The sequence below is a fragment of the Polymorphobacter megasporae genome (genome assembly GCF_018982885.2).
GTDB classification, from domain to species: Bacteria; Pseudomonadota; Alphaproteobacteria; order Sphingomonadales; family Sphingomonadaceae; genus Polymorphobacter_B; species Polymorphobacter_B megasporae.
On the sequence record NZ_CP081848.1, the window covers coordinates 3,882,285 to 3,900,812 of the forward strand.

17 protein-coding genes are annotated in these 18,528 nt (G+C 68.7%); 12 read left to right on the top strand and 5 right to left on the bottom strand.

The genetic code is table 11. The features are described 5' to 3' along the window. The first annotated feature begins 2 nt into the window (after window positions 1–2). The 4 genes from mtaB to KTC28_RS18100 all read left to right on the top strand — a co-directional run bounded on the left by mtaB (window position 3) and on the right by KTC28_RS18100 (window position 3,730). A complete protein-coding gene (mtaB, locus tag KTC28_RS18085; RefSeq protein ID WP_439650127.1) occupies window positions 3–1,379 on the top strand; it encodes a tRNA (N(6)-L-threonylcarbamoyladenosine(37)-C(2))-methylthiotransferase MtaB in 1,377 nt (458 codons plus the stop codon). Further along, window positions 1,376–2,314, top strand: coding sequence for a signal recognition particle-docking protein FtsY (gene ftsY, locus KTC28_RS18090; protein WP_216709106.1), 939 nt, complete (start codon window positions 1,376–1,378; stop codon window positions 2,312–2,314). Before mtaB ends, ftsY begins: the two co-directional genes overlap by 4 nt. An 89-nt stretch (window positions 2,315–2,403) precedes the next feature. Then, window positions 2,404–2,808, top strand: coding sequence for a hypothetical protein (locus tag KTC28_RS18095; RefSeq protein WP_216709105.1), 405 nt, complete (start codon window positions 2,404–2,406; stop codon window positions 2,806–2,808). A 79-nt stretch (window positions 2,809–2,887) separates the two neighbouring features. Further along, entirely contained in the window at window positions 2,888–3,730 is an 843-nt protein-coding gene (locus KTC28_RS18100; RefSeq protein ID WP_216709104.1) for a formate/nitrite transporter family protein, read from the top strand. On the opposite strand, the gene greA is transcribed toward KTC28_RS18100, so the two are convergent. Together greA and KTC28_RS18110 are read right to left on the bottom strand one after the other, a co-directional pair. Next, complete coding sequence (gene greA / locus KTC28_RS18105; protein ID WP_216709103.1) at window positions 3,727–4,203, bottom strand: transcription elongation factor GreA; 477 nt, start codon at window positions 4,201–4,203, stop codon at window positions 3,727–3,729. The two genes, KTC28_RS18100 and greA, sit on opposite strands and share 4 nt — an antisense overlap. Beyond that, window positions 4,200–5,318, bottom strand: coding sequence for a zinc-binding dehydrogenase (locus KTC28_RS18110; RefSeq protein ID WP_216709102.1), 1,119 nt, complete (start codon window positions 5,316–5,318; stop codon window positions 4,200–4,202). Before KTC28_RS18110 ends, greA begins: the two co-directional genes overlap by 4 nt. Before the next feature lie 159 nt (window positions 5,319–5,477). Between KTC28_RS18110 and KTC28_RS18115 the strand changes: the two genes are divergently transcribed. Further along, entirely contained in the window at window positions 5,478–6,158 is a 681-nt protein-coding gene (locus KTC28_RS18115) for a hypothetical protein (RefSeq protein WP_216709101.1), read from the top strand. 3 nt (window positions 6,159–6,161) lie between these two features. On the opposite strand, the gene KTC28_RS18120 is transcribed toward KTC28_RS18115, so the two are convergent. Then, complete coding sequence (locus KTC28_RS18120) at window positions 6,162–7,826, bottom strand: formate--tetrahydrofolate ligase (protein WP_216709100.1); 1,665 nt, start codon at window positions 7,824–7,826, stop codon at window positions 6,162–6,164. Between the two features lie 172 nt (window positions 7,827–7,998). Here KTC28_RS18120 and KTC28_RS18125 point away from each other — a divergent pair, with 172 nt between their 5' ends. The 7 genes from KTC28_RS18125 to KTC28_RS18155 all read left to right on the top strand — a co-directional run bounded on the left by KTC28_RS18125 (window position 7,999) and on the right by KTC28_RS18155 (window position 16,213). Continuing rightward, window positions 7,999–8,397 (top strand): GFA family protein, encoded by a 399-nt coding sequence (locus KTC28_RS18125; protein WP_216709099.1) that lies wholly within the window; start codon window positions 7,999–8,001, stop codon window positions 8,395–8,397. After that, window positions 8,397–9,644 (top strand): alpha/beta hydrolase family protein, encoded by a 1,248-nt coding sequence (locus KTC28_RS18130; protein WP_216709098.1) that lies wholly within the window; start codon window positions 8,397–8,399, stop codon window positions 9,642–9,644. The genes KTC28_RS18125 and KTC28_RS18130 overlap by 1 nt, the downstream gene beginning before the upstream one ends. Beyond that, complete coding sequence (locus KTC28_RS18135; RefSeq protein WP_216709097.1) at window positions 9,641–10,747, top strand: acyltransferase family protein; 1,107 nt, start codon at window positions 9,641–9,643, stop codon at window positions 10,745–10,747. The genes KTC28_RS18130 and KTC28_RS18135 overlap by 4 nt, the downstream gene beginning before the upstream one ends. A gap of 29 nt (window positions 10,748–10,776) precedes the next feature. Then, window positions 10,777–11,973: a toxic anion resistance protein gene (locus KTC28_RS18140; RefSeq protein ID WP_216709096.1), complete on the top strand. Its 1,197-nt coding sequence runs from the start codon at window positions 10,777–10,779 to the stop codon at window positions 11,971–11,973. Continuing rightward, window positions 11,973–12,734 carry a hypothetical protein gene (locus KTC28_RS18145; RefSeq protein WP_216709095.1) on the top strand — a complete coding sequence of 254 codons (762 nt, stop codon included), beginning with the start codon at window positions 11,973–11,975 and terminating at the stop codon, window positions 12,732–12,734. Before KTC28_RS18140 ends, KTC28_RS18145 begins: the two co-directional genes overlap by 1 nt. A gap of 190 nt (window positions 12,735–12,924) precedes the next feature. Continuing rightward, window positions 12,925–14,055, top strand: a complete 1,131-nt coding sequence (locus KTC28_RS18150; RefSeq protein ID WP_255602466.1) for a BaiN/RdsA family NAD(P)/FAD-dependent oxidoreductase — start codon at window positions 12,925–12,927, stop codon at window positions 14,053–14,055. A gap of 61 nt (window positions 14,056–14,116) precedes the next feature. Further along, window positions 14,117–16,213 carry a penicillin acylase family protein gene (locus tag KTC28_RS18155; protein ID WP_216709094.1) on the top strand — a complete coding sequence of 699 codons (2,097 nt, stop codon included), beginning with the start codon at window positions 14,117–14,119 and terminating at the stop codon, window positions 16,211–16,213. Between the two features lie 53 nt (window positions 16,214–16,266). Here the strand turns inward: KTC28_RS18155 and KTC28_RS18160 are convergent, their stop codons facing one another. Beyond that, window positions 16,267–17,592 carry a PQQ-dependent sugar dehydrogenase gene (locus KTC28_RS18160; protein WP_216709093.1) on the bottom strand — a complete coding sequence of 442 codons (1,326 nt, stop codon included), beginning with the start codon at window positions 17,590–17,592 and terminating at the stop codon, window positions 16,267–16,269. A gap of 60 nt (window positions 17,593–17,652) precedes the next feature. Then, the gene (locus KTC28_RS18165) at window positions 17,653–18,507 is read right to left on the bottom strand and encodes an alpha/beta fold hydrolase (protein ID WP_216709092.1); all 855 of its coding nucleotides are present in this window, start codon (window positions 18,505–18,507) and stop codon (window positions 17,653–17,655) included. Window positions 18,508–18,528: the final 21 nt, after the last annotated feature.

Genomic DNA, 18,528 nt, shown 5'->3' on the forward strand with positions numbered 1-18,528 from the left:
GCGTGCTCAATTTCGGCTGCCGCCTCAACGCTGCCGAGGCCGAGCATATCGACGGCATCACCGGATCGGGCGTGATCGTGGTCAACACCTGCGCCGTAACCGCCGAAGCGGTGCGGCAGGCGCGGCAGGCGATCCGCCGCGCCGCCCGCGCGCAGCCCGACGCGCGGATCGTCGTTACGGGCTGCGCTGCGCAGATCGACCCGGCGGGGTTCGCGGCGATGCCCGAAGTTGCGCGGGTGTTGGGGAATGTCGAGAAGCTCGAGGCGGAGAGTTATGCTTTCGCCCTCCCCTCCCCTTCAGGGGAGGGGCGAGAGACGATGCCCTTGCACCGGCCCGGTGGTGGGGCAGTCGCGCACCGGGAAGTTTTTGGTACCCCCTACGAGGGACCAGACACTTATTCCGGCGATGAGCTCGCGGCGACTGCCCCACCCCCGGCCCCTCCCCCGAGGGGGAGGGGAGCAGAAGGCAGCGCAGAGGTGCGTGTGGCCGACATCATGCTCGCCACGAGCATCTCCCCGCGCGCGCCCACAAATTTCGCCCACCACACCCGCGCCTTCGTCGAAATCCAGACCGGCTGCGACCACCGCTGCACCTTCTGCATCATCCCGTTCGGGCGCGGCAATTCACGCTCGCTCCCCGCCGCGACGGTCGTCGAGCACATCGCCCAGCTGGTCGACAACGGCGTCAACGAGGTCGTGCTGACCGGGGTCGACATCACCTCGTTCGGCCCCGAGCCGCTCGGCATCCTCGTCCAGCGCATCCTCCGCGACGTCCCCACCCTCCCCCGCCTGCGTCTGTCGTCGATCGACTCGATCGAGGTTGACGATGCGCTCGTCGAGGCTGCCGCCGATCCGCGCCTGATGCCGCAGTTCCATCTGTCGCTCCAGGCGGGCGACGACCTCATCCTCAAGCGGATGAAGCGCCGTCACAGCCGCGCGCAGGCCGTGGCGATCTGCGACCGCCTCCGCGCCGCCCGTCCCGGCATCGCCTTCGGCGCGGACTTCATCACCGGCTTCCCGACCGAGACCGAGGCGATGTTCGACCAGACGCTGGCCCTGGTCGACGAGTGCGGATTGAGCCAGCTCCACGTCTTCCCCTTCTCACCTCGTCCCGGCACCCCAGCTGCGCGGATGCCGCAGGTCGCCCCCGGCGTTGCCCGCGAGCGCGCTGCCCGTCTCCGCGCGCTCGGCGACCTGCGCCGGTCGGCGGCGATGGCGACGGAGATCGGCCGCCCGCAGCGCATCCTCGTCGAGCGCGACGGCGTCAGCGGGCATAGCGAAACCTTCCTCCCCGTGCGGCTCGCCACCCCCGCCGCGCGCGGCAGCATCGCCCGCGTCACCGCATTGAGCGTGACCGGCGGCAAACTGGATTGCGGATGACCGAAAAGACAAGCTGGCTCTCCCGCCTGACCGCCGGGCTCTCGCGGTCGTCGGACAAGCTCGGCGGCAATCTGTCGGGGCTGTTCGGTGCGGTGCCGTTCGGCACGACGACGCTCGACCCGGCGCGGCTCGAGGCGATCGAGGAGGCGCTGATCGCCTCCGACCTCGGCCCCGCGCTCGCGGCGCGGATCGTCGCCGAACTCGGCTCGGGACAATATGCGCGCGGGATCGACGAGGCCGGGGTCCGCGCGGTCGTCGCCGCCGAGATCGCCAAGGTCCTCGCCCCGGTCGCCAAGCCATTGGAAGTTATCGCCTTCCCGCGCCCCCAGGTGATCCTCGTCGTCGGCGTCAACGGGTCGGGCAAGACCACGACGATCGCAAAGCTCGCGCATCTGTTCGCCGAGCAGGACTATTCGGTGATGCTCGCGGCGGGCGACACCTTCCGCGCCGCGGCAATCGCGCAGCTCAAGATCTGGGGCGCGCGCGCCGGGGTCCCGGTGATTTCGGGCGAGCAGGGCGCCGACGCGGCGGGGCTGGCGTTCACCGCGCTCGATGCGGCGCGGGCGGCGGGGTCGGATGTGCTGATCATCGACACCGCCGGGCGGCTGCAGAACAAGAGCGGCCTGATGGACGAGCTCGCCAAGATCAAGCGCGTGCTGCGCAAGTCGATGCCCGCCGCGCCGCACGACGTCGTCCTCGTCCTCGACGCGACGACCGGGCAGAACGCATTGAACCAGATCGAGGTGTTTCGCGAGGTCGCCGGGGTGACCGGGCTGGTCATGACCAAGCTCGACGGCACCGCGCGCGGCGGCGTCCTCGTCGCCGCGGCGGAGAAGTTCGGCCTGCCGATCCACGCGGTCGGGGTCGGCGAAGGGATTGACGATCTCCGCCCATTCGATGCGACGGTGTTCGCCAAGGCGCTTGCCGGGGGCTGAATGCTGCCAGCTTGCGCGCGGGGGCTGAGCGCGTCACCTTGCGTTAAGCCCCGGGGGCCGAGCGTATCCGGCTTCGAGGAATTGCAACGATGATCCGCCACCTGACGCTCGCCGCCGTGCTCTTCGCCGCTGCGGTCCCGGCCTATGCCGGCGACGGCGCGCGCAATTCGCCGCCGCCGCGCAAGGTTGTCCAGGTCGACGTCTTTGGCACCGATCCGTGCCCGAAGGGTCCGGGCGACGAGATCGTCGTCTGTGCGCGCCTCCCCGAGTCCGAACGCTACCGCATCCCGAAGCCGCTCCGCCAGCAGAAGGTCGAGCGCAAGGAACAGTCGTGGGTCGCGCGCACCCGCGACATCGAGGAGACCGGCCGGGCACAGCGCCCGAACAGCTGCTCAGCGGTCGGCAGCGGCGGACAGACGGGGTGCTGGGAACAGTTCATGCGCGATGCGGCCGCGCAGAAGCAGGCGGATGCGGCGGCTGCTACTGTGCCGTAAGACTGGAGCCCTCGTGCTAGTATCCGGCGTCCTGCACCTTGCGGCAGGAACGTTGACCCGCCGTAACCGTTCGCTCCCGATGACCAAGCCAAATGACCAGGATGATGACGGCGTCGCGCTGACCCCCGAGGAAAACAAGGCGGTCTCCGAGCGCCGGTCGGGATCGGCGAAGGTCGTCCACGAGGTCATCCGCATCCAGGGCGACGACGAGCTCAACCGCCCGGCGCTGTCGCTGCTGTGTTCGGCTTTCGCCGCCGGTGTCGGCATCTCCGCGTCGGTCCTCGCCGAGGCATTCCTCCACCAGCATCTGCCCGATGCGCAATGGACCCCGCTGGTGACGTCGTTCGGTTACTGCGTCGGCTTCGTCATCGTCATCCTCGGCAACCTGCAGCTGTTCACCGAGAACACGATCACCGTCGTCCTCCCCGTTGCGGTCAAGCCGAGCCTGCATAATTTCGGCCGGCTCGGGCGATTGTGGAGCCTTGCGATCGTCGCGAACCTCGCGGGGACGTTCCTTGTTGCCGCGATGCTCGCGCACCGAATGATCGTATCGCAGGATCAGCTCGACGCCGCGGTCGCGGTCTCGGCGAAGCTGCTCGACAACGATGCCGCAACGACGCTGTTGCGCGGTATTCCCGCCGGCTTCCTCGTCGCGTCGATCGCGTGGATCCTGCCGAACGCGCGCGGCAGCGAATTCTGGGTCGTGGTAATGGTCACCTACGTCATCGCGGTCGGCGGGTTCAGCCATGTCGTCGCCGGATCGGGCGAGGCGTGGCTGCTGTGGCTGACCGGCAAGGCGTCGTTTGGCTGGGCGGTCGGCGGGTTCATCGGCCCCGCGCTCGCAGGTAACATCATCGGCGGCACCGGCTTGTTCGCGGTTCTCGCGCACGGACAGGTGCGCGACGAGATCAAGACCGACTAGCCGATCGAGACGATCTCGATCTCTCCCCCGGCGATAACCGCGGTGTCGCCCACGCTCTTGCCGAGCAGGGCGCGGGCGGCGGGGGCGATGTAAGCGATGCGGCCGGCGGCGGGGTCGGCTTCGTCTTCACCAGTGATGCGGTAGGTCGCGAACGTTCCGTCGGCGCGTTCGAAGGTGACGGTGCAGCCGAAGCGGACTTGATCGCAGTCGGCGGCCTCGATCAGCTGCGCGCTCGCCCGGCGGCTGCCCCAGTAACGCAGGTCGCGAGTGGCGCGTGCCATTGCGGTGCGGTCGGCGGAAATCCCGCCCCCGGCCTGCGCGGCATCGTAAGCGGTGCGCGCGGTCGCGAGTTCGGCGTCGAGTTGCGCGAGGCCCGATGTAGTGACGAGGTTCGGGTGCGTTGAAATCGGGCGGTCGGGGAGGTCGGCAGCGACGGCCTCGGCATCGCCCTCCTTGGTGAAGGCGACGCTCATGGCACGAGGATCTGGCGGATCGCGCGGCCGCTCGCGAGTTCGTCGAGCGCGGCGTTGATGCCGGACAGCGGACCTGTCGAGGTCAGCAGCCGCTCGACGGGCAGGCGTCCGGCCTTCCACAGCGCGATATAGCGCGGGATGTCGCGGCTCGGGATAGCCGAGCCCATATAGCTGCCCATCAGCATCTTGCCGTCGCCGACCAGCGACACTGCCGGAATGCTGAGCAATTCCGCGGGGTTGGGCAGGCCGACGGTGACAGTGCGGCCGCCGCGACGGGTGACCCTGTATGCTTCGGCGAGGACGGCTGCCTTGCCGACGGTCTCGATCGCGACATCGGCACCGCGGCCGGTCAGCGCCTTGACCGTGGCGGCGGCTTCGTCGGGTGCGACCGCTGCCGCCGCGCCGAGGTCGAGCGCGAGAAGTCGTTTGGATTCAACCGGATCGACCGCGATGACCGGCTGCGCGCCGCTGGCGAGGGCACCGAGCAACGCCGCCAGCCCGACCCCGCCGAGACCGTAGACGACGACGCTCTCGCCCGGCCGGACCTTCGCCGAATTGACCACCGCACCGACCCCAGTCAGCACCGCGCAGCCGAAAAGCGCAGCAATTTCAGCAGGGATGTCGCGGTCGACCTTGACCGCCGAGCGTTCGTCGACGACCGCATGGGTGGCGAAGCCCGAGACGCCGAGGTGGTGGAAGATATCGGCACCGTGGTCGTGGAGCCGGTGCCCCCCGGTCAGCATCACCCCCGCGCCGTTCGCCGCGGCGGCGGGCGCACACAAATAGCCCTCACCCGCACCACAGTCCGCACATCGGCCGCACGCTGGGAGGAACGACAGGACCACCCGGTCGCCCACCGCAAAGGCGCTGTCCGCCGATCCGGTGGCCTCGACGATCCCAGTCGCCTCATGCCCGAGCGCCATCGGCGTCGGGCGGACCCGGTCGCCGTTGACCACCGACAGGTCGGAATGACACAGGCCGGCGGCGTCGATCCGCAGCAGCAATTCGCCGGGTCCCGGAGGCGCAAGGTCGAGCTCGGCGAGGCGCAACGGGCGGCTCGTGTCATAGGGTGCGGCGGCACCGATCGCGTCGAGGACGGCGGCAGTTATCTTCATGCCGCGCGATCTAACATTCGCTCACTCACTCCGCGAATCCATTTGCTGCTAAACAATAAAGCGCCCTTGCGACGGCGGCCCTTGACGCTCAAGCTGCCTGTCCGCCAATGATGGCATGGTAGGTAAGCGTTGAGATTCCGGCAACGGGAGACAAGCAGCATGCCGAACACGAGTTTTTCCGTTTACCAGCGCGAGGGAAAACGCCGCCTCTACGAACGCTTTACAACGGGCAACTACGTTGTCGCCGTACGCGATACGGTTGCGCTGCAGAAATTCGTCCGGCCGACCGCGCTCAAGCCTTTGTCGGATCGCTACGGCCTGAGCGCTCTGATCGTCAGTTACGGCGCGGGAAGCACGGGTTATAGTGAGCTCTGGCTCGACCCGAAGTTCAAGCGCTATCGCGATGCGCATCTCAGTTTTTTTGACTCAATCAATGTTGAAGTGCCGCCCGATATTCTCAACGGCGGCGGCAGCGATCACGCCTTTCCTAGGAGTGCTGGCAATAACGAAGCGGGTCTAACTTTGATGAATTTCATCGATCGAAACCTTAACAGCAGTTTCGGAGGCGGATGGGAAAAACGGCTTAAGCATCGCGTAATGGCCGAAGGCCTTCCTGCCTGGGGTAATCTTGTAGATCTGGCAAAAGCGCTCGGGCATCGGCTCAACGATTCGCTTGACTATACTGGATCGATCATGCGGCTGCCCGACGTGTTGATCGCGGCAGGGGATGCGCCCCCAAGCGATCGCCCAGCGCTCGAACACGCGGCACAACAGGCGCTCGAGGATTGGAAACAACAAGATATCGCGCTCGCCGTGAGGGACAAGCAGATCGTTCTATAGTCCTCAAGACAGCCCCACGACCTGTCCCTCTGCATCGAGCCCAATCCCGTTCGCGGCGGGGACGCGCGGCAGGCCGGGCATCGTCATGATCGCGCCACAGATCGCGACGACGAACCCTGCCCCCGCCGCGAGCCAGACTTCGCGGACGTCGACGACGTGATCCTCGGGTGCGCCGAGCCGCGCCGGATCGGTCGTAAAGCTGTACTGCGTCTTTGCCATGCACACCGGCAAATGGCCGTAGCCCGCCGCCTCCCAGTGCGCGAGCTGGGCATGGACCGCGGGCGACGTGGTGACGCCGGTCGCGCGATAGATGCCGGTGGCGATCGCCTCGATCTTCTGGAACAGCGGCAGGCCGGCGGGGTACAGCGGCGCGAACCGCGCGGTGCTGCCCTCGGCGAGCGTCGCGACTGCCTCCGCCAACTCGACCGCCCCTGCCCCGCCGTCGGCCCAGTGGCGGCAGACGATCGCCTCGACGCCGTGCGCTGCGGCGGCGGCCTGGAGCGCGGCGGTCTCGGCGTCGCTGTCGCCCTGGAAATGGTTGATCGCGACGACCGCGGGGACGCCGAAGCTGCGGACATTGTCGATGTGCCGCGCGAGGTTGACCGCGCCGCGTGTCACCGCCGCGACGTCCTCGCGACCCAAATCGGCCTTGGCGACGCCGCCGTTCATCTTTGCCGCGCGGACGGTGGCAACGATCACGACTGCCGCCGGGGCGAGGCCCGCCGCGCGGCACTTGATGTCGAAGAATTTCTCCGCGCCGAGGTCGGCCCCGAAGCCCGCCTCGGTCACCGCATAGTCGCCGAGCGCGAGTGCGGCGCGGGTCGCGATCACCGAATTGCAGCCGTGGGCGATGTTGGCGAACGGCCCGCCGTGAACGAACGCGGGATTGCCCTCGAGCGTCTGGACGAGGTTGGGCTTTATCGCATCGCGCAGCAACACCGCCATCGCGCCGTCGGCGGCGATGTCGCGCGCGGTCACCGGGCGGCGGTCGTGGGTTTCGGCGACGACGATCCGCGCGAGCCGCGCCTGCAGGTCGGCAAGATTTTCGGCGAGGCACAGGCACGCCATGACTTCGCTCGCGACGGTGATGTCGAACCCCGATTCGCGCGGGAAGCCGTTCGCTGGGCCGCCGAGCGACTGGACGATGTCGCGCAATGCTCGGTCGTTGACGTCGAGCGCGCGCCGCCACGTCACGCGGCGGACGTCGATGCCGAGCGCGTTGCCCCAGTGGATGTGGTTGTCGAGCAGCGCGGTCAGCAGGTTGTGCGCGGCGGTGATCGCGTGGAAGTCGCCGGTGAAATGAAGGTTGATGTCGACCATCGGCGCGACCTGTGCACGGCCGCCGCCGGTCGCCCCGCCCTTCGCCCCGAAGCACGGCCCCATCGACGGCTCGCGCAGCGCCAGCACCGCGCGGCGTCCGGTCCGGTTCAGCGCATCGGCGAGCCCGATCGACGTCGTCGTCTTGCCCTCCCCCGCAGGCGTCGGGTTGACCGCGGTGACGAGGATCAGCTTGCCGCGCGGCGGCTGCGTCGCCAGCCAGTCGAGGTCGATCTTCGCCTTGTCGCGGCCGTACGGCTCGACCGCGGCGGCGGGAACACCGAGCCGACCGGCGACTTCGGCGATCGGCAACAGGTCGACGGTGCGGGCGATTTCAAGATCGGTGGGCATCGCCAATCCCTAGCGGCTGCGGCGGCCCGCTGCCAAGCGTCGCGGCGATCCCGGTCGAGATGACGCGGCAGCGCGGCCGCCCGGCGGCCTGCCGTCGTGACAACGACACATGGGGTGGGTATCGCAGCATGACTCGGGTCGCGGCGGCGTGATCGACAGCAGGGGAAGATCGATGCCGGTGGCGCAATGCAGCTGTGGTGGCCTGACCGCCACGGTCGACGCCTATTCGCCGGTGGTCGCGGCGTGCCATTGCCTCGCGTGCCAGCGCCGGTCGGGGTCGCCCTTCGGCACCGCCGCTTACTTTCCGGTCGAGGCGGTGACGATCACGGGTGAGCGTCGCGAGTGGACGCGCGCGACCGCGAGCGGATCGACCGCAACGACGAGTTTCTGCCCGACGTGCGGTGGCACCATCGCGCTCGCGCTCGCGCGGCGTCCCGAAATGATCGGCATTCCGATCGGGACCTTCGCCGATCCGCACTACCCGTCGCCGATCCGGTCGGTCTGGGAAGAGGATAAGCACGACTGGGTCGAGGTCACCGCCTTCCAGCATTTTCCGCAAGGGTCCCAGTGATGCGTTCGCTTATCGTCGCCGTCGCGCTCACGATCGCAGCGCCCGCTGCTGCACGATCGCCGAGCATCCCTGTCGCCGACGCCCCCGAACTCGCCGCACTCGGGCCGTCGGCGGTCGGGCTCGAGCATGTCACGGTGACGACGCCCGCGGGGCGCAGCCTCGACGTCATGGTCTGGTATCCGGCGACGCCGGCTCCGGGAGCGAAGCCCCAGACTTATGCCCGGACCCTGACCCCCGACGACTTTCCGCCGCTCGCCGTGACGACCGAGGGGATCGCGGTCCCGGGCGCACCCGCCAAGCCGGGCCGCCTGCCGCTCGTCATCATCAGCCACGGCTTCGGCGGCTGGGCCGGGGGCATGACCTACCTCGCCGAGAACATCGCGTCGAAGAACTACATCGTTGCGGCGATCGACCATGCCGACGGCCAGGGTGGCGTCAACGGCGGCGGCGCGGCGGGGCGGCTCAAGCGCGTCGCCGGCACGATCATTAACCGCGCGCGCGACCAGGAGGCGGTGCTGTCCGCCCTCGCCGCGCGCGCCGCCGACCCGAAGGACGCGATCGGCCGCCGGATCGATGCGAGCAACATCGCCATCATCGGCTATTCGATGGGCGGCTTCGGCGTGCTCGCGACCGCGGGCGCGGCATACGACAAGAACGCCCCGACCGTCGCCCCGCTCGGCGGGCGGCTCGACGACCAGACCGTCCGCGTCGTCGATCCGCGCCTGAAGGCGATCGTCGCGATCGCGCCATGGGGCGGCCAGCCGGCGTTCCGCTCGTGGACCGCCGACAGCGTCGCCGCGATCAAGGTGCCGTCGCTGTTCATCGCCGGGGATCACGACGACGTCGCGCAATATCCCGACGGCATCCGCTGGCTTTACGACCATGCGACCGGCTCGAACCGCTGGCTGCTCGTCTACCGCGAGGCGCATCACAACACCGGCGGCAACCCGCCGATGCCCGAGACGCGCGACCGCCCCGACATGGCCGAAAGCTTCGCCGAGCCTGTGTGGCGGGCAGAGCGGATCAACGCGATCAACCAGCATTTCGTCACCGCCTTCCTCGACCGCTTCCTCAAGGGCGACGCGAAGCACGGCGCTTATCTTGACGTCCCGACGGTCGACGGCGACGCGGCGACGTGGGCAGATGCGCCCCGCGGTTATGCCGGGGCGGCGCAGGCGACGTACTGGCCCGGCTTCCAGCGCCGCTGGCTGCTCGGCCTCGAACTTCACCACGACGCGGCGCAGTGACGGCAGGCAGAGCCATCGAGCACAAGCGCACCTTCCACACCCTCGACGGGCTGCGCGGGATCGCGGCGCTCGCGGTGGTGTTCCGGCACATCCCCGAGAATGCGATCGGCAGCCTGACGCCCGAAAGCTATCTCGCGGTGGATTTGTTTTTCATCCTCAGCGGCTTCGTCCTCGCGCACGCGTACGAGGCCCGGCTGCGAGCGGGGATGGGGATCGTCGACTTCTTCGCCGCGCGGCTGATCCGGCTCTATCCGCTATACCTCGTCGCGAGCCTGATCACGCTGTTGATCGTCTTCGTGCCGGCAATGCCCGGCCATTATCACCCGCCCGCCCCGACGCTGCGCGACATCGTCTTTGCGCTGTTCTTCGTGCCGCAGATCGATGCGGCGCAGCCCAACCTTAGCCTGTATCCGCTCGTCGGACCGGCATGGTCGCTCGCCTTCGAGCTGGCGGCGAACCTCGTCTTTGCGGTCGTCGCGCCTTACCTCGGCAAGTGGTTGCTCGCCTTGATCGTTGCCGCCGGGGCGGCCTTGCTGATTGCCGCCGCGTGGTATTTCGACTCGATCGACGTCGGCTATATGCAGGCAAATGTCTGGGGCGGGATCGGGCGAGTCGGCTTCGGCTTCTTCGCCGGGGTCGCTGCATACCGGCTTTGGCGCGCCGAGGCGCTGCCGTGGCTCCGGATTCCGCCGTGGGCGGCGATCGGCGTCGTCGTCGCGATCTTCGCGGTCGAGCCGGCTCAATATCAGGCCATGCGCGATACCGTGGCGATTATTCTAATGCCTGCGCTCGTCCTCGCCAGTGCACGAAACGAGCCGGGGCGTTGGCTCGCGCGGCCGTTCGCGATCGCGGGCGGCGCGTCGTACGGCATCTACGTCCTCCACAAACCGATCGAGTCTTGGTTCGAGACGCTGCTGCCGTGGCGGCGCGTCCTCGTCTACGACGGGCTTGGATCGTGGGGAGCAGTCGCGCTCGTCGCTTTGGTCTTCGTTACGGCGCTTTTGCTCGACCGGTTTTACGACCGCCCTGTCCGTCAACGCCTGACCGCCATGTGGCGCGGTGTGCGAGAGGACTACCACAGCGCGCCGCGAGTGCTTAGATAGGCGCACGAACACGCCCGAGGGGACCTGTGATGGCCAGCGAAGCACCGATCGTCCTGACGCCGCCTGTGCCCGTCGCACCGGTTGCCGCCTCGCGTGCCGGCGGGCTGGTCCCGGTCAGCGACAAGGCGGCGAGCGAGTTGGACGCGCGCGCCGAGGCCTTCGTCACCGACCTCGTCGCTTTGGACGCCGCCTCCCCCGAATTCGGCCGCAAGGTCGACGAACTGACGGCATTGGGCGCGAAGCAGATCGCCGACGCCGCCGGGCAGACCAACCGCTTCCTCGACAAGCCGGTCCGCGCGATGGACAAGGACACCGGCATCGGCAGCGACCTCACCGCGCTGCGCCAGACCGTCGAGGACCTCGACCCGTCGAAGCGCGGCAAGCTGACGAGCCGCAAGAAATTGTTCGGGCTGATCCCCTTCGGCGGTGACAAGCTCCGTGACTATTTCGACAGCTACAAGTCGGCGCAGTCGCACATCTCGACGATCCTCGAGCGGCTGAAGGACGGCAAGGACGAGCTGTTGACCGACAATGCCGCGGTCGACGTCGAGCGGGCGAACCTGTGGACGACGATGGGCAAGCTCGAACAGATGGTCCACGTCTCGAAGACGCTCGACGCCAAGCTCGAGGACAAGGCGAACGAGCTCGACTACACCGACCCGGCGAAGGCCAAGGCGATCCGCGAGAGCGCGTTGTTCTACGTCCGCCAGCGGACGACCGACCTGCTCACCCAGATGGCGGTGTCGGTGCAGGGCTATCTCGCGCTCGACCTCGTCAAGAAGAACAATGTCGAGCTGATCAAGGGCGTCGACCGCGCGTCGACGACGACCGTCGCCGCACTACGCACCGCGGTCACCGTCGCGCAGGCGCTGACGGCGCAGAAGCTCGTGCTCGAACAGATCGGCGCGCTCAACACGACGACGGCGAAGATGATCGATGGCACGGGCGAACTGCTTCGCACCCAGACCGGGGTAATCCACCAGCAGGCGGCAAGCTCGACGATCCCGATCGAGACGCTCCAGCGCGCGTTCCAGAACATCTACGCGACGATGGACGCGATCGACACGTTCAAGGTCCAGGCGCTCGCGTCGATGAAGACGACGGTCGACACGCTCGGGGTCGAGGTCGAGAAGTCGCGCGGCTACATCGCCCGCTCGGCGGGGCAGGCACAGCTGAGCACCCCGGCGGCGGCAACCCAGATTTCCTCGTCGTTCGCCCCCGTCTGATGGCGAAGTTCCGCGACTTCGAGGAGCGGATGGAGCGTTTCGACGAGGTGATGTCGCGCATCCCGATGCTCCAGCCGATTAGCGATATCCTGCGCGAGGGCCGAGCCGGGCGTGATGTCCGGCGGCGGCGGGCGCAGCGCAAGGCGCAGCGCATCGGCCAGAAGGCGATGCGAATGGCGCTGACCGTCATCGCGGTGCTCGTCGGTTCGGTGATGTGGGGGGTGCTCGTCGGGCCGATCGGCATCGGCGCGTTCATGGCGGTGATCCTCGCGACGATCTGTCTGCTGATCGCGCTCGGCACCTATCCGCGCGATACCGCGCCCGAACCGGTCAAGCTCGCCACCGCCAAGCCCGCAGTGCTGCCGGCGCAGGTCGATGCGTGGCTCGACGCTAAGCGCCGCTCGCTGCCGCTGCTTGCCGCGCCGAAGGTCGACGCGATCTCGGCGCAGCTCGCCGCGCTCGGCCCCCAGCTTGCCGCCGTCCCGGCAGGCGACCCGACCGCGCTCGAATTGAACCGCCTGCTCGGCAAGCACCTGCCGGAACTCGTCGACCGTTACGAGAAGGTCTCCCCTGCCCAGCGCAAGGTCGCGACGGTCCCCGGCGGCCCGACGATCGAGCGGCAGCTGGTCGACGGGCTGGGGCTGATCGAGGCGGAACTGGTGCGGGTCAACGAGCGGCTGGGCGCAGAGGACCGCGACGCGTTTCTGGTGCAGGGCAAGTTCCTCGAAAACCGCTACGGCAAGGACGGGACGCTGAGTTGATCCTCCCCGCCTTCGGGGAGGGGGACCGCGCCCTTCTTGGGGCGTGGTGGAGGGGCGGTGGAGCGAGCTCGCACTCAGAGCCCGCTCAACCGCCCCTCCACCGCAAGAGCGGTCCCCCTCCCCGAAGACGGGGAGGATTTTCGTGACTCCGCAGTACGACGTCATCGTCCTCGGCGCCGGAGCCGCCGGCATGATGGCCGCCGCGACCGCGGGTGCGCGGGGGAAGCGCGTCCTCCTCCTCGACCACGCCGACGAGCCCGGGAAGAAGATCCTGATTTCGGGCGGCGGGCGGTGCAATTTCACCAACATCGGCGCGACGCCCGACCGCTTCCTGTCGGCCAACCCGCATTTCGCCCGCTCGGCGCTCGGGCGCTATACCCCGGCGGACTTCGTCGCGCTCGTCGAGAAGCACCGCGTCGCGTATCACGAGAAGACCCTCGGCCAGTTGTTCTGCGACGGCTCGGCTCGGCAGATCGTCGCGCTGCTCGTCGACGAATGCGATGCGGCGCACGTCGAGACGCGGCTCGGCCACCGCATCAGTGCGGTCGACCATGACGGCGGCGGCTTCCGCGTCGCCACCGATCACGGCGACTTTACCGCCTCCGCTTTGATCCTCGCCACCGGCGGCCCGGCGATCCCGAAGCTCGGTGCGACCGGCTTCGCCTATGATGTCGCGCGCAAGTTCGGGCTCAAGATCGTCGAGCCGCGCCCCGGCCTCGTCCCGCTGACCTTCAGCACCGACTTCCTCGACCTGTGCCGCGGGCTGAGCGGGGTCGCGGTCGATGCCGTCACGTCGATCGGCAGGACGGTGTTCAAGGAGGCCTTGCTGTTCACCCACCGCGGACTGTCGGGCCCGGCGATCCTGCAGATCTCGTCTTACTGGCACGGCGGCGCGGTGACGCTCGACCTCGCCCCCGGGACCGACGTCGGCGCATGGCTGCGCGATCGCCGCCGGACCCGCCCGCGCGCCGAGGGAGCGACGTTGCTCGGCGAGTTGCTCCCTTCGCGGCTGGCGAGCGCGCTGAGCACGCGGCTGGGGCTCGGCGGCACGCTCGCCAACCTCAACGACCGCGCGCTCGACGCGGCGGCGGCGGGGGTATCGGCGTTCAGCGTCATCCCGACCGGCACCGAGGGGTTCGCCAAGGCCGAAGTCACCACCGGCGGAATCGATACCGCCGGGCTGAGTTCGAAGACGATGGGCGCGACCGCGGTCCCCGGCCTGTACGCGATCGGCGAGGCGGTCGACGTCACCGGCTGGCTGGGAGGGTATAATTTCCAGTGGGCGTGGGCGAGCGGGGTGGCGGCGGGCAACGCGGTTTGAGTTGATCGGCCAACTATGGCTTAACCCGGCAAAGGCCCGGCGAGGTCATGGGGAGTAAGCGATGCGTGTCTGGCAGAAATCGGCGGTCGGGCTGGTCGTGTTCCTCGTCCTCGTCGCGATCGGGCTGATCGTCTGGGAGCCGCTAACCGCCGCCTCCCCGGCCCCCGACACCAAGGTCGCGCACGACGCGCGCATCCGCCGCGACAGCTTCGGCGTCCCGCACATCGACGGCAAGACCGACGCCGACGTCGCCTATGGCCTCGCCTACGCCGAATCGGAAGACGACTTCCATACGATCGAGGAGTTGCTCGCCGCGATTCGCGGGCGGTCGGCGGCGATCAGCGGCGCGGAGGGGGCGAAGATCGATTATGTCGGCGCGCTGATCGACGCGCGCGGCACCGCAGCGGCGAAGTACGACACGCTGTCGCCCGCGACCCGTGCGCTCGTCGAGGCGTATGCCGCCGGGATCAACCGCTACGCCGACACCCACGCGAGCGAGGTTCGGCTGTCGAACCTGTTCCCGGTCACCGGCCACGACGTCGTCGCGGGCTTCGCGCTGCGTTCGCCGTTCTTCTTCGGGCTCGACCGGACCTTGGGCGCGCTCAACGACAGCAAGCTGCCGCCACGCGACGCCTCCCCGGCGAGCGAGCGCGGGTCGAACGGCTTTGCCGTGACCGCGGCACGCTCGACCGACGCCACGACGCGGCTGATCTCGAACTCGCACCAGCCGTGGACCGGCGGGGTCGCGTGGTACGAGGCGGTGGTCCATTCGGGCGAGGGCTGGGACTTCGCCGGGGCGCTGTTCCCGGGAGCGCCGTTCGTCCTGCTCGGGCACAACAAGACGCTCGGCTGGACCAACACCGTCAACCGCCCCGACCTGATCGACACCTACAAACTTGTGATGAGCGCCGACGGCACGCACTATCGCTACGACGGGCAGTGGCTGCCGCTCGAGACGCACCGCGTCTGGCTGCGCGTCCGCTTCGGCCCATTCGTCCTGCCGATCCCGAAGATGATCGCGCGGTCGCGGCAGGGGCCGGTCGTGACCAACAAACTCGGCAGCTTCGCGGTGCGCTACACCGGCTTCGGCGACGTCCGCCAGATCGAGCAATATTACCGGCTCAACAAGGCGCGCGACTTCGGCGAGTGGCGCGCGGCGATGGCGATGCAGGCGGTGCCGGCGACGAACTTCATCTACGCCGACGCGGCCGGGCATATCGCGATGGTCTATAATGCACTGTTCCCGCACCGCACTCCCGGGTTCGACTGGCTCGGCGTCCTGCCCGGCGACACCTCGCGCGACGTCTGGACGAGCTACGAGCCCATCGCCGCCGACCCGGCGATCGTCGACCCGAAAAGCGGCTGGGTGGCGAATTCGAACAACACCCCGTTCGTCGCGACCGGCGCAGGCGACAATCTCGACCCGAGCAGCTTCCTGCCCGCGCAGGGCATCGAGACGTACATGACCAACCGCGCCTACCGCTTCCGCGACCTGTTCGCCGGTCTTGGGACCGCGAAGATCAGCCGCGCCGACCTGCTGCGGATCAAGTTCGACAAGGGCTATTCGCGGCAGTCGTGGGCGGGGACATGGATCGCGCGGGTGCTCGCGGTCGACCCGAAGGGCGATGCCAATATCGCGAAGGCACAGGCGCTGCTGCGGACGTGGGACTGGACGCTCGACGGCAAGAATCCCGCCGATGCGCTGGCGATGTTCGTCCTGTCGTCGGCGGCGGGACAGGGCTATCGCGGCGACCCGCTGCCCGATGCGCGTGAGGCGCTCGCCGCCGACGTCGCCTTCCTGATGACGCACGCCCACCGGCTCGACCCGCCCTTGGGCGACATGCTGCGGATCGTCCGCGGGACAACCGATATCCCCGTCATCGGCGGGCCCGAGGAGTTGCGCGCGGTGTATTCGAAGATCGACGACAAGCGCGGTGCCCGCGTCGCCGACCTCGGCGACAGCTTCATAATGCTCGTCGAGTGGAAAGACGGGCAGGTCCATTCCGAGTCGATCAGCCCGTACGGGGCGGCGATCGAACGCCCCGGGTCGCGGCATTACAGCGACCAGAGCGCGCTGTTCGCGGCAGAGAAGTTCAAGCCGGTGTGGTTCAGCGAGGCGGAACTGGCGGGGCACGTCGAGCGGGATTACCGGCCGTGACGTCTAACTCCTCCCCCGAAGACGGGGGAGGAGTTAAAGGCGTCCCATCACCCTTACCGACTCGCGGTCTGCGCCGCCCCGGTCACGCGCCAGACCTTGTTGCCGACGTCGTCCGCCACCAGTAGCCCGCCCTTTGCATCGATCGTCACCCCCACCGGGCGGCCCTGCGCCTTGCCGTCCGCCGTCAGGAACCCGGTGAGGACATCGACCGCCGGTCCGCTCGGCACGCCCTGCGCGAACGGCACGAAGATGACCTTGTAGCCGCTGAACGGCTTGCGGTTCCACGAGCCGTGCTGGCCGACGAACGCGCCATCGGCATACGCGGCAGGCAGTGCCGAATCGCCCTTGGCGAACGTCAGCCCGAGCGAAGCGGTGTGCGGCCCGAGGGCATAGTCGGGCTTGATCGCGCGGGCGACGAGATCGGGGCGCTGGTCATTGACGCGGACGTCGACGTTCTGGCCGTAATAGCTGAACGGCCAGCCGTAGAAGCCGCCGTCGGTCACGCTCGTCATATAATCGGGGACGAGGTCGGAGCCGATCTCGTCGCGCTCGTTGACCGCGGTCCACAATTTGCCCGACGCCGGCTCCCAGCCCATCCCGTTCGGATTGCGCAGGCCGCTGGCGAAGATGCGGTGGGTCCCGGTCTTGAGGTCGATCGCCCAGATCGCGGCGCGCCCGGTCTCGGCGGCGAGGCCGTTGTCGCCGACGTTCGAGTTCGACCCTACCGTCGCGTACAGCGTCGCGCCGTCGCGGCTGGCGAGGATGTTCTTGGTCCAGTGGTGGTTGATCAGTCCGGCGGGGAGGTCGACGACCTTGGTCCCGGGAGTCGCGATCGCGGTCGCGCCCGGGGTGTAGGCGAACTTGAGCACCGCGTCGGTGTCGGCGATATAAAGGTCGTTGCCGACCAGCGCCATGCCGAACGGCGAGTTGAGTCCCTTGAGGAACACGGTCTTGACGTCGGCGACCCCGGTCCCCTTCGTGTCCCGAAGCAGGGTAATACGGTTCGGGCTCGCCACCGTCGCCCCGGCGCGGCCCATGATCAGCCCTTGGACCCAGCCCTTGATACCCTTGCTATCCTCGGGCTTCGGCGGCGAATTCGTCTCGGCGACAAGGACATCGCCGTTCGGCAGGACGTACAGCCAGCGCGGATGATCGAGCCCCTCGGCGAAGGCGGCGACCTGCAGCCCGGGACCCGCCACCGGCTTCGCGCCTGCTGCCCATCGCTGGACCGAGGCGACGTTGACCGTCGGCAGCAAGGTCGCGTTCGGCGCAGGCAATGACGGGTTGGCCCCCATCCCCGACGCGACCGGGAGGGTCGCCTTCTCGCCGCACGCCGACAGGGCCAGCGCCGCGAGGGCGATCGGATAGAGATGGCGCATAATCGAGGGTCCCGTCGGTGTGGAGGTCAACGCCACGCCACCATCGCCGTTCCGGGCAGTTCAGGCAAAGCCGAGGATCGCATCAGCCAGTTCGGCCGTCCGATGGAGCGGGAGGAAATGGTCGACTCCGTCGAAGCGCGTGACCGTCACCCCCGGCAGCGCTGCAATCGCCGCCGCATCGGTCGGGTTGACCGTGCTGCGTTCGGTGCCGTGGAGCACCGTCAGCCCGCCGCGCCATCCGGTCACCGCCGCCTCGAGCCGGGGCGACACCGCGGCGAAGGTGGCCGACTCCCACGCCGGTGCGCAGGCAAGTTCGACTTGCCCGTCGTCGCGGTCACGCAAACCTCCGTCGAGATACGCGTCGAGCGCGCCATCGGGCCATGAAGCAAAGACCCCGCGCCCGTCGTACGCCGCGCGAATCGCATAGCGCGACGGCCAGACGGCGCGGCGGCGGAGCGCCTGTTCGGCGAGCGGATTGCCCCCGGGCCGCGCCGGGTTCCAGTCGGCGGCGGCGGCGAACGCGACGAATGCAGGTTCGGCCATGACGACCGCGCGGACGGTGCCGGGCATCCTCGCCGCGCACTCCATACTGACCGTCGCCCCCATCGAATGCCCCGCGAGGATCAGCACCGGCGGCACCGGCAGGACCGCGAGCAGCGCGGCGAGATCGTCGGCATAAGTCGCCCAGCTTGTCATGTCCGCCGGATCGGCCTCGAGCGGCGTCGAGCCATGCCCGCGCGAATCGCTCGCGACGACGTTGACGTGGGGAGTCAGGCGATCGAACAGCGGGCGGTAGAGCGCCGCGCACATGCCGGTCGCGTGGGCGAAATGAACCAGCGGTGCCGCCGGACCGGCCGCAAACGACTCGATCGTCGCCACGGTGCCAACGGCTGTTTCGCGAAATTTATACTGCATCGGCGCGGCTATGCCAGATGC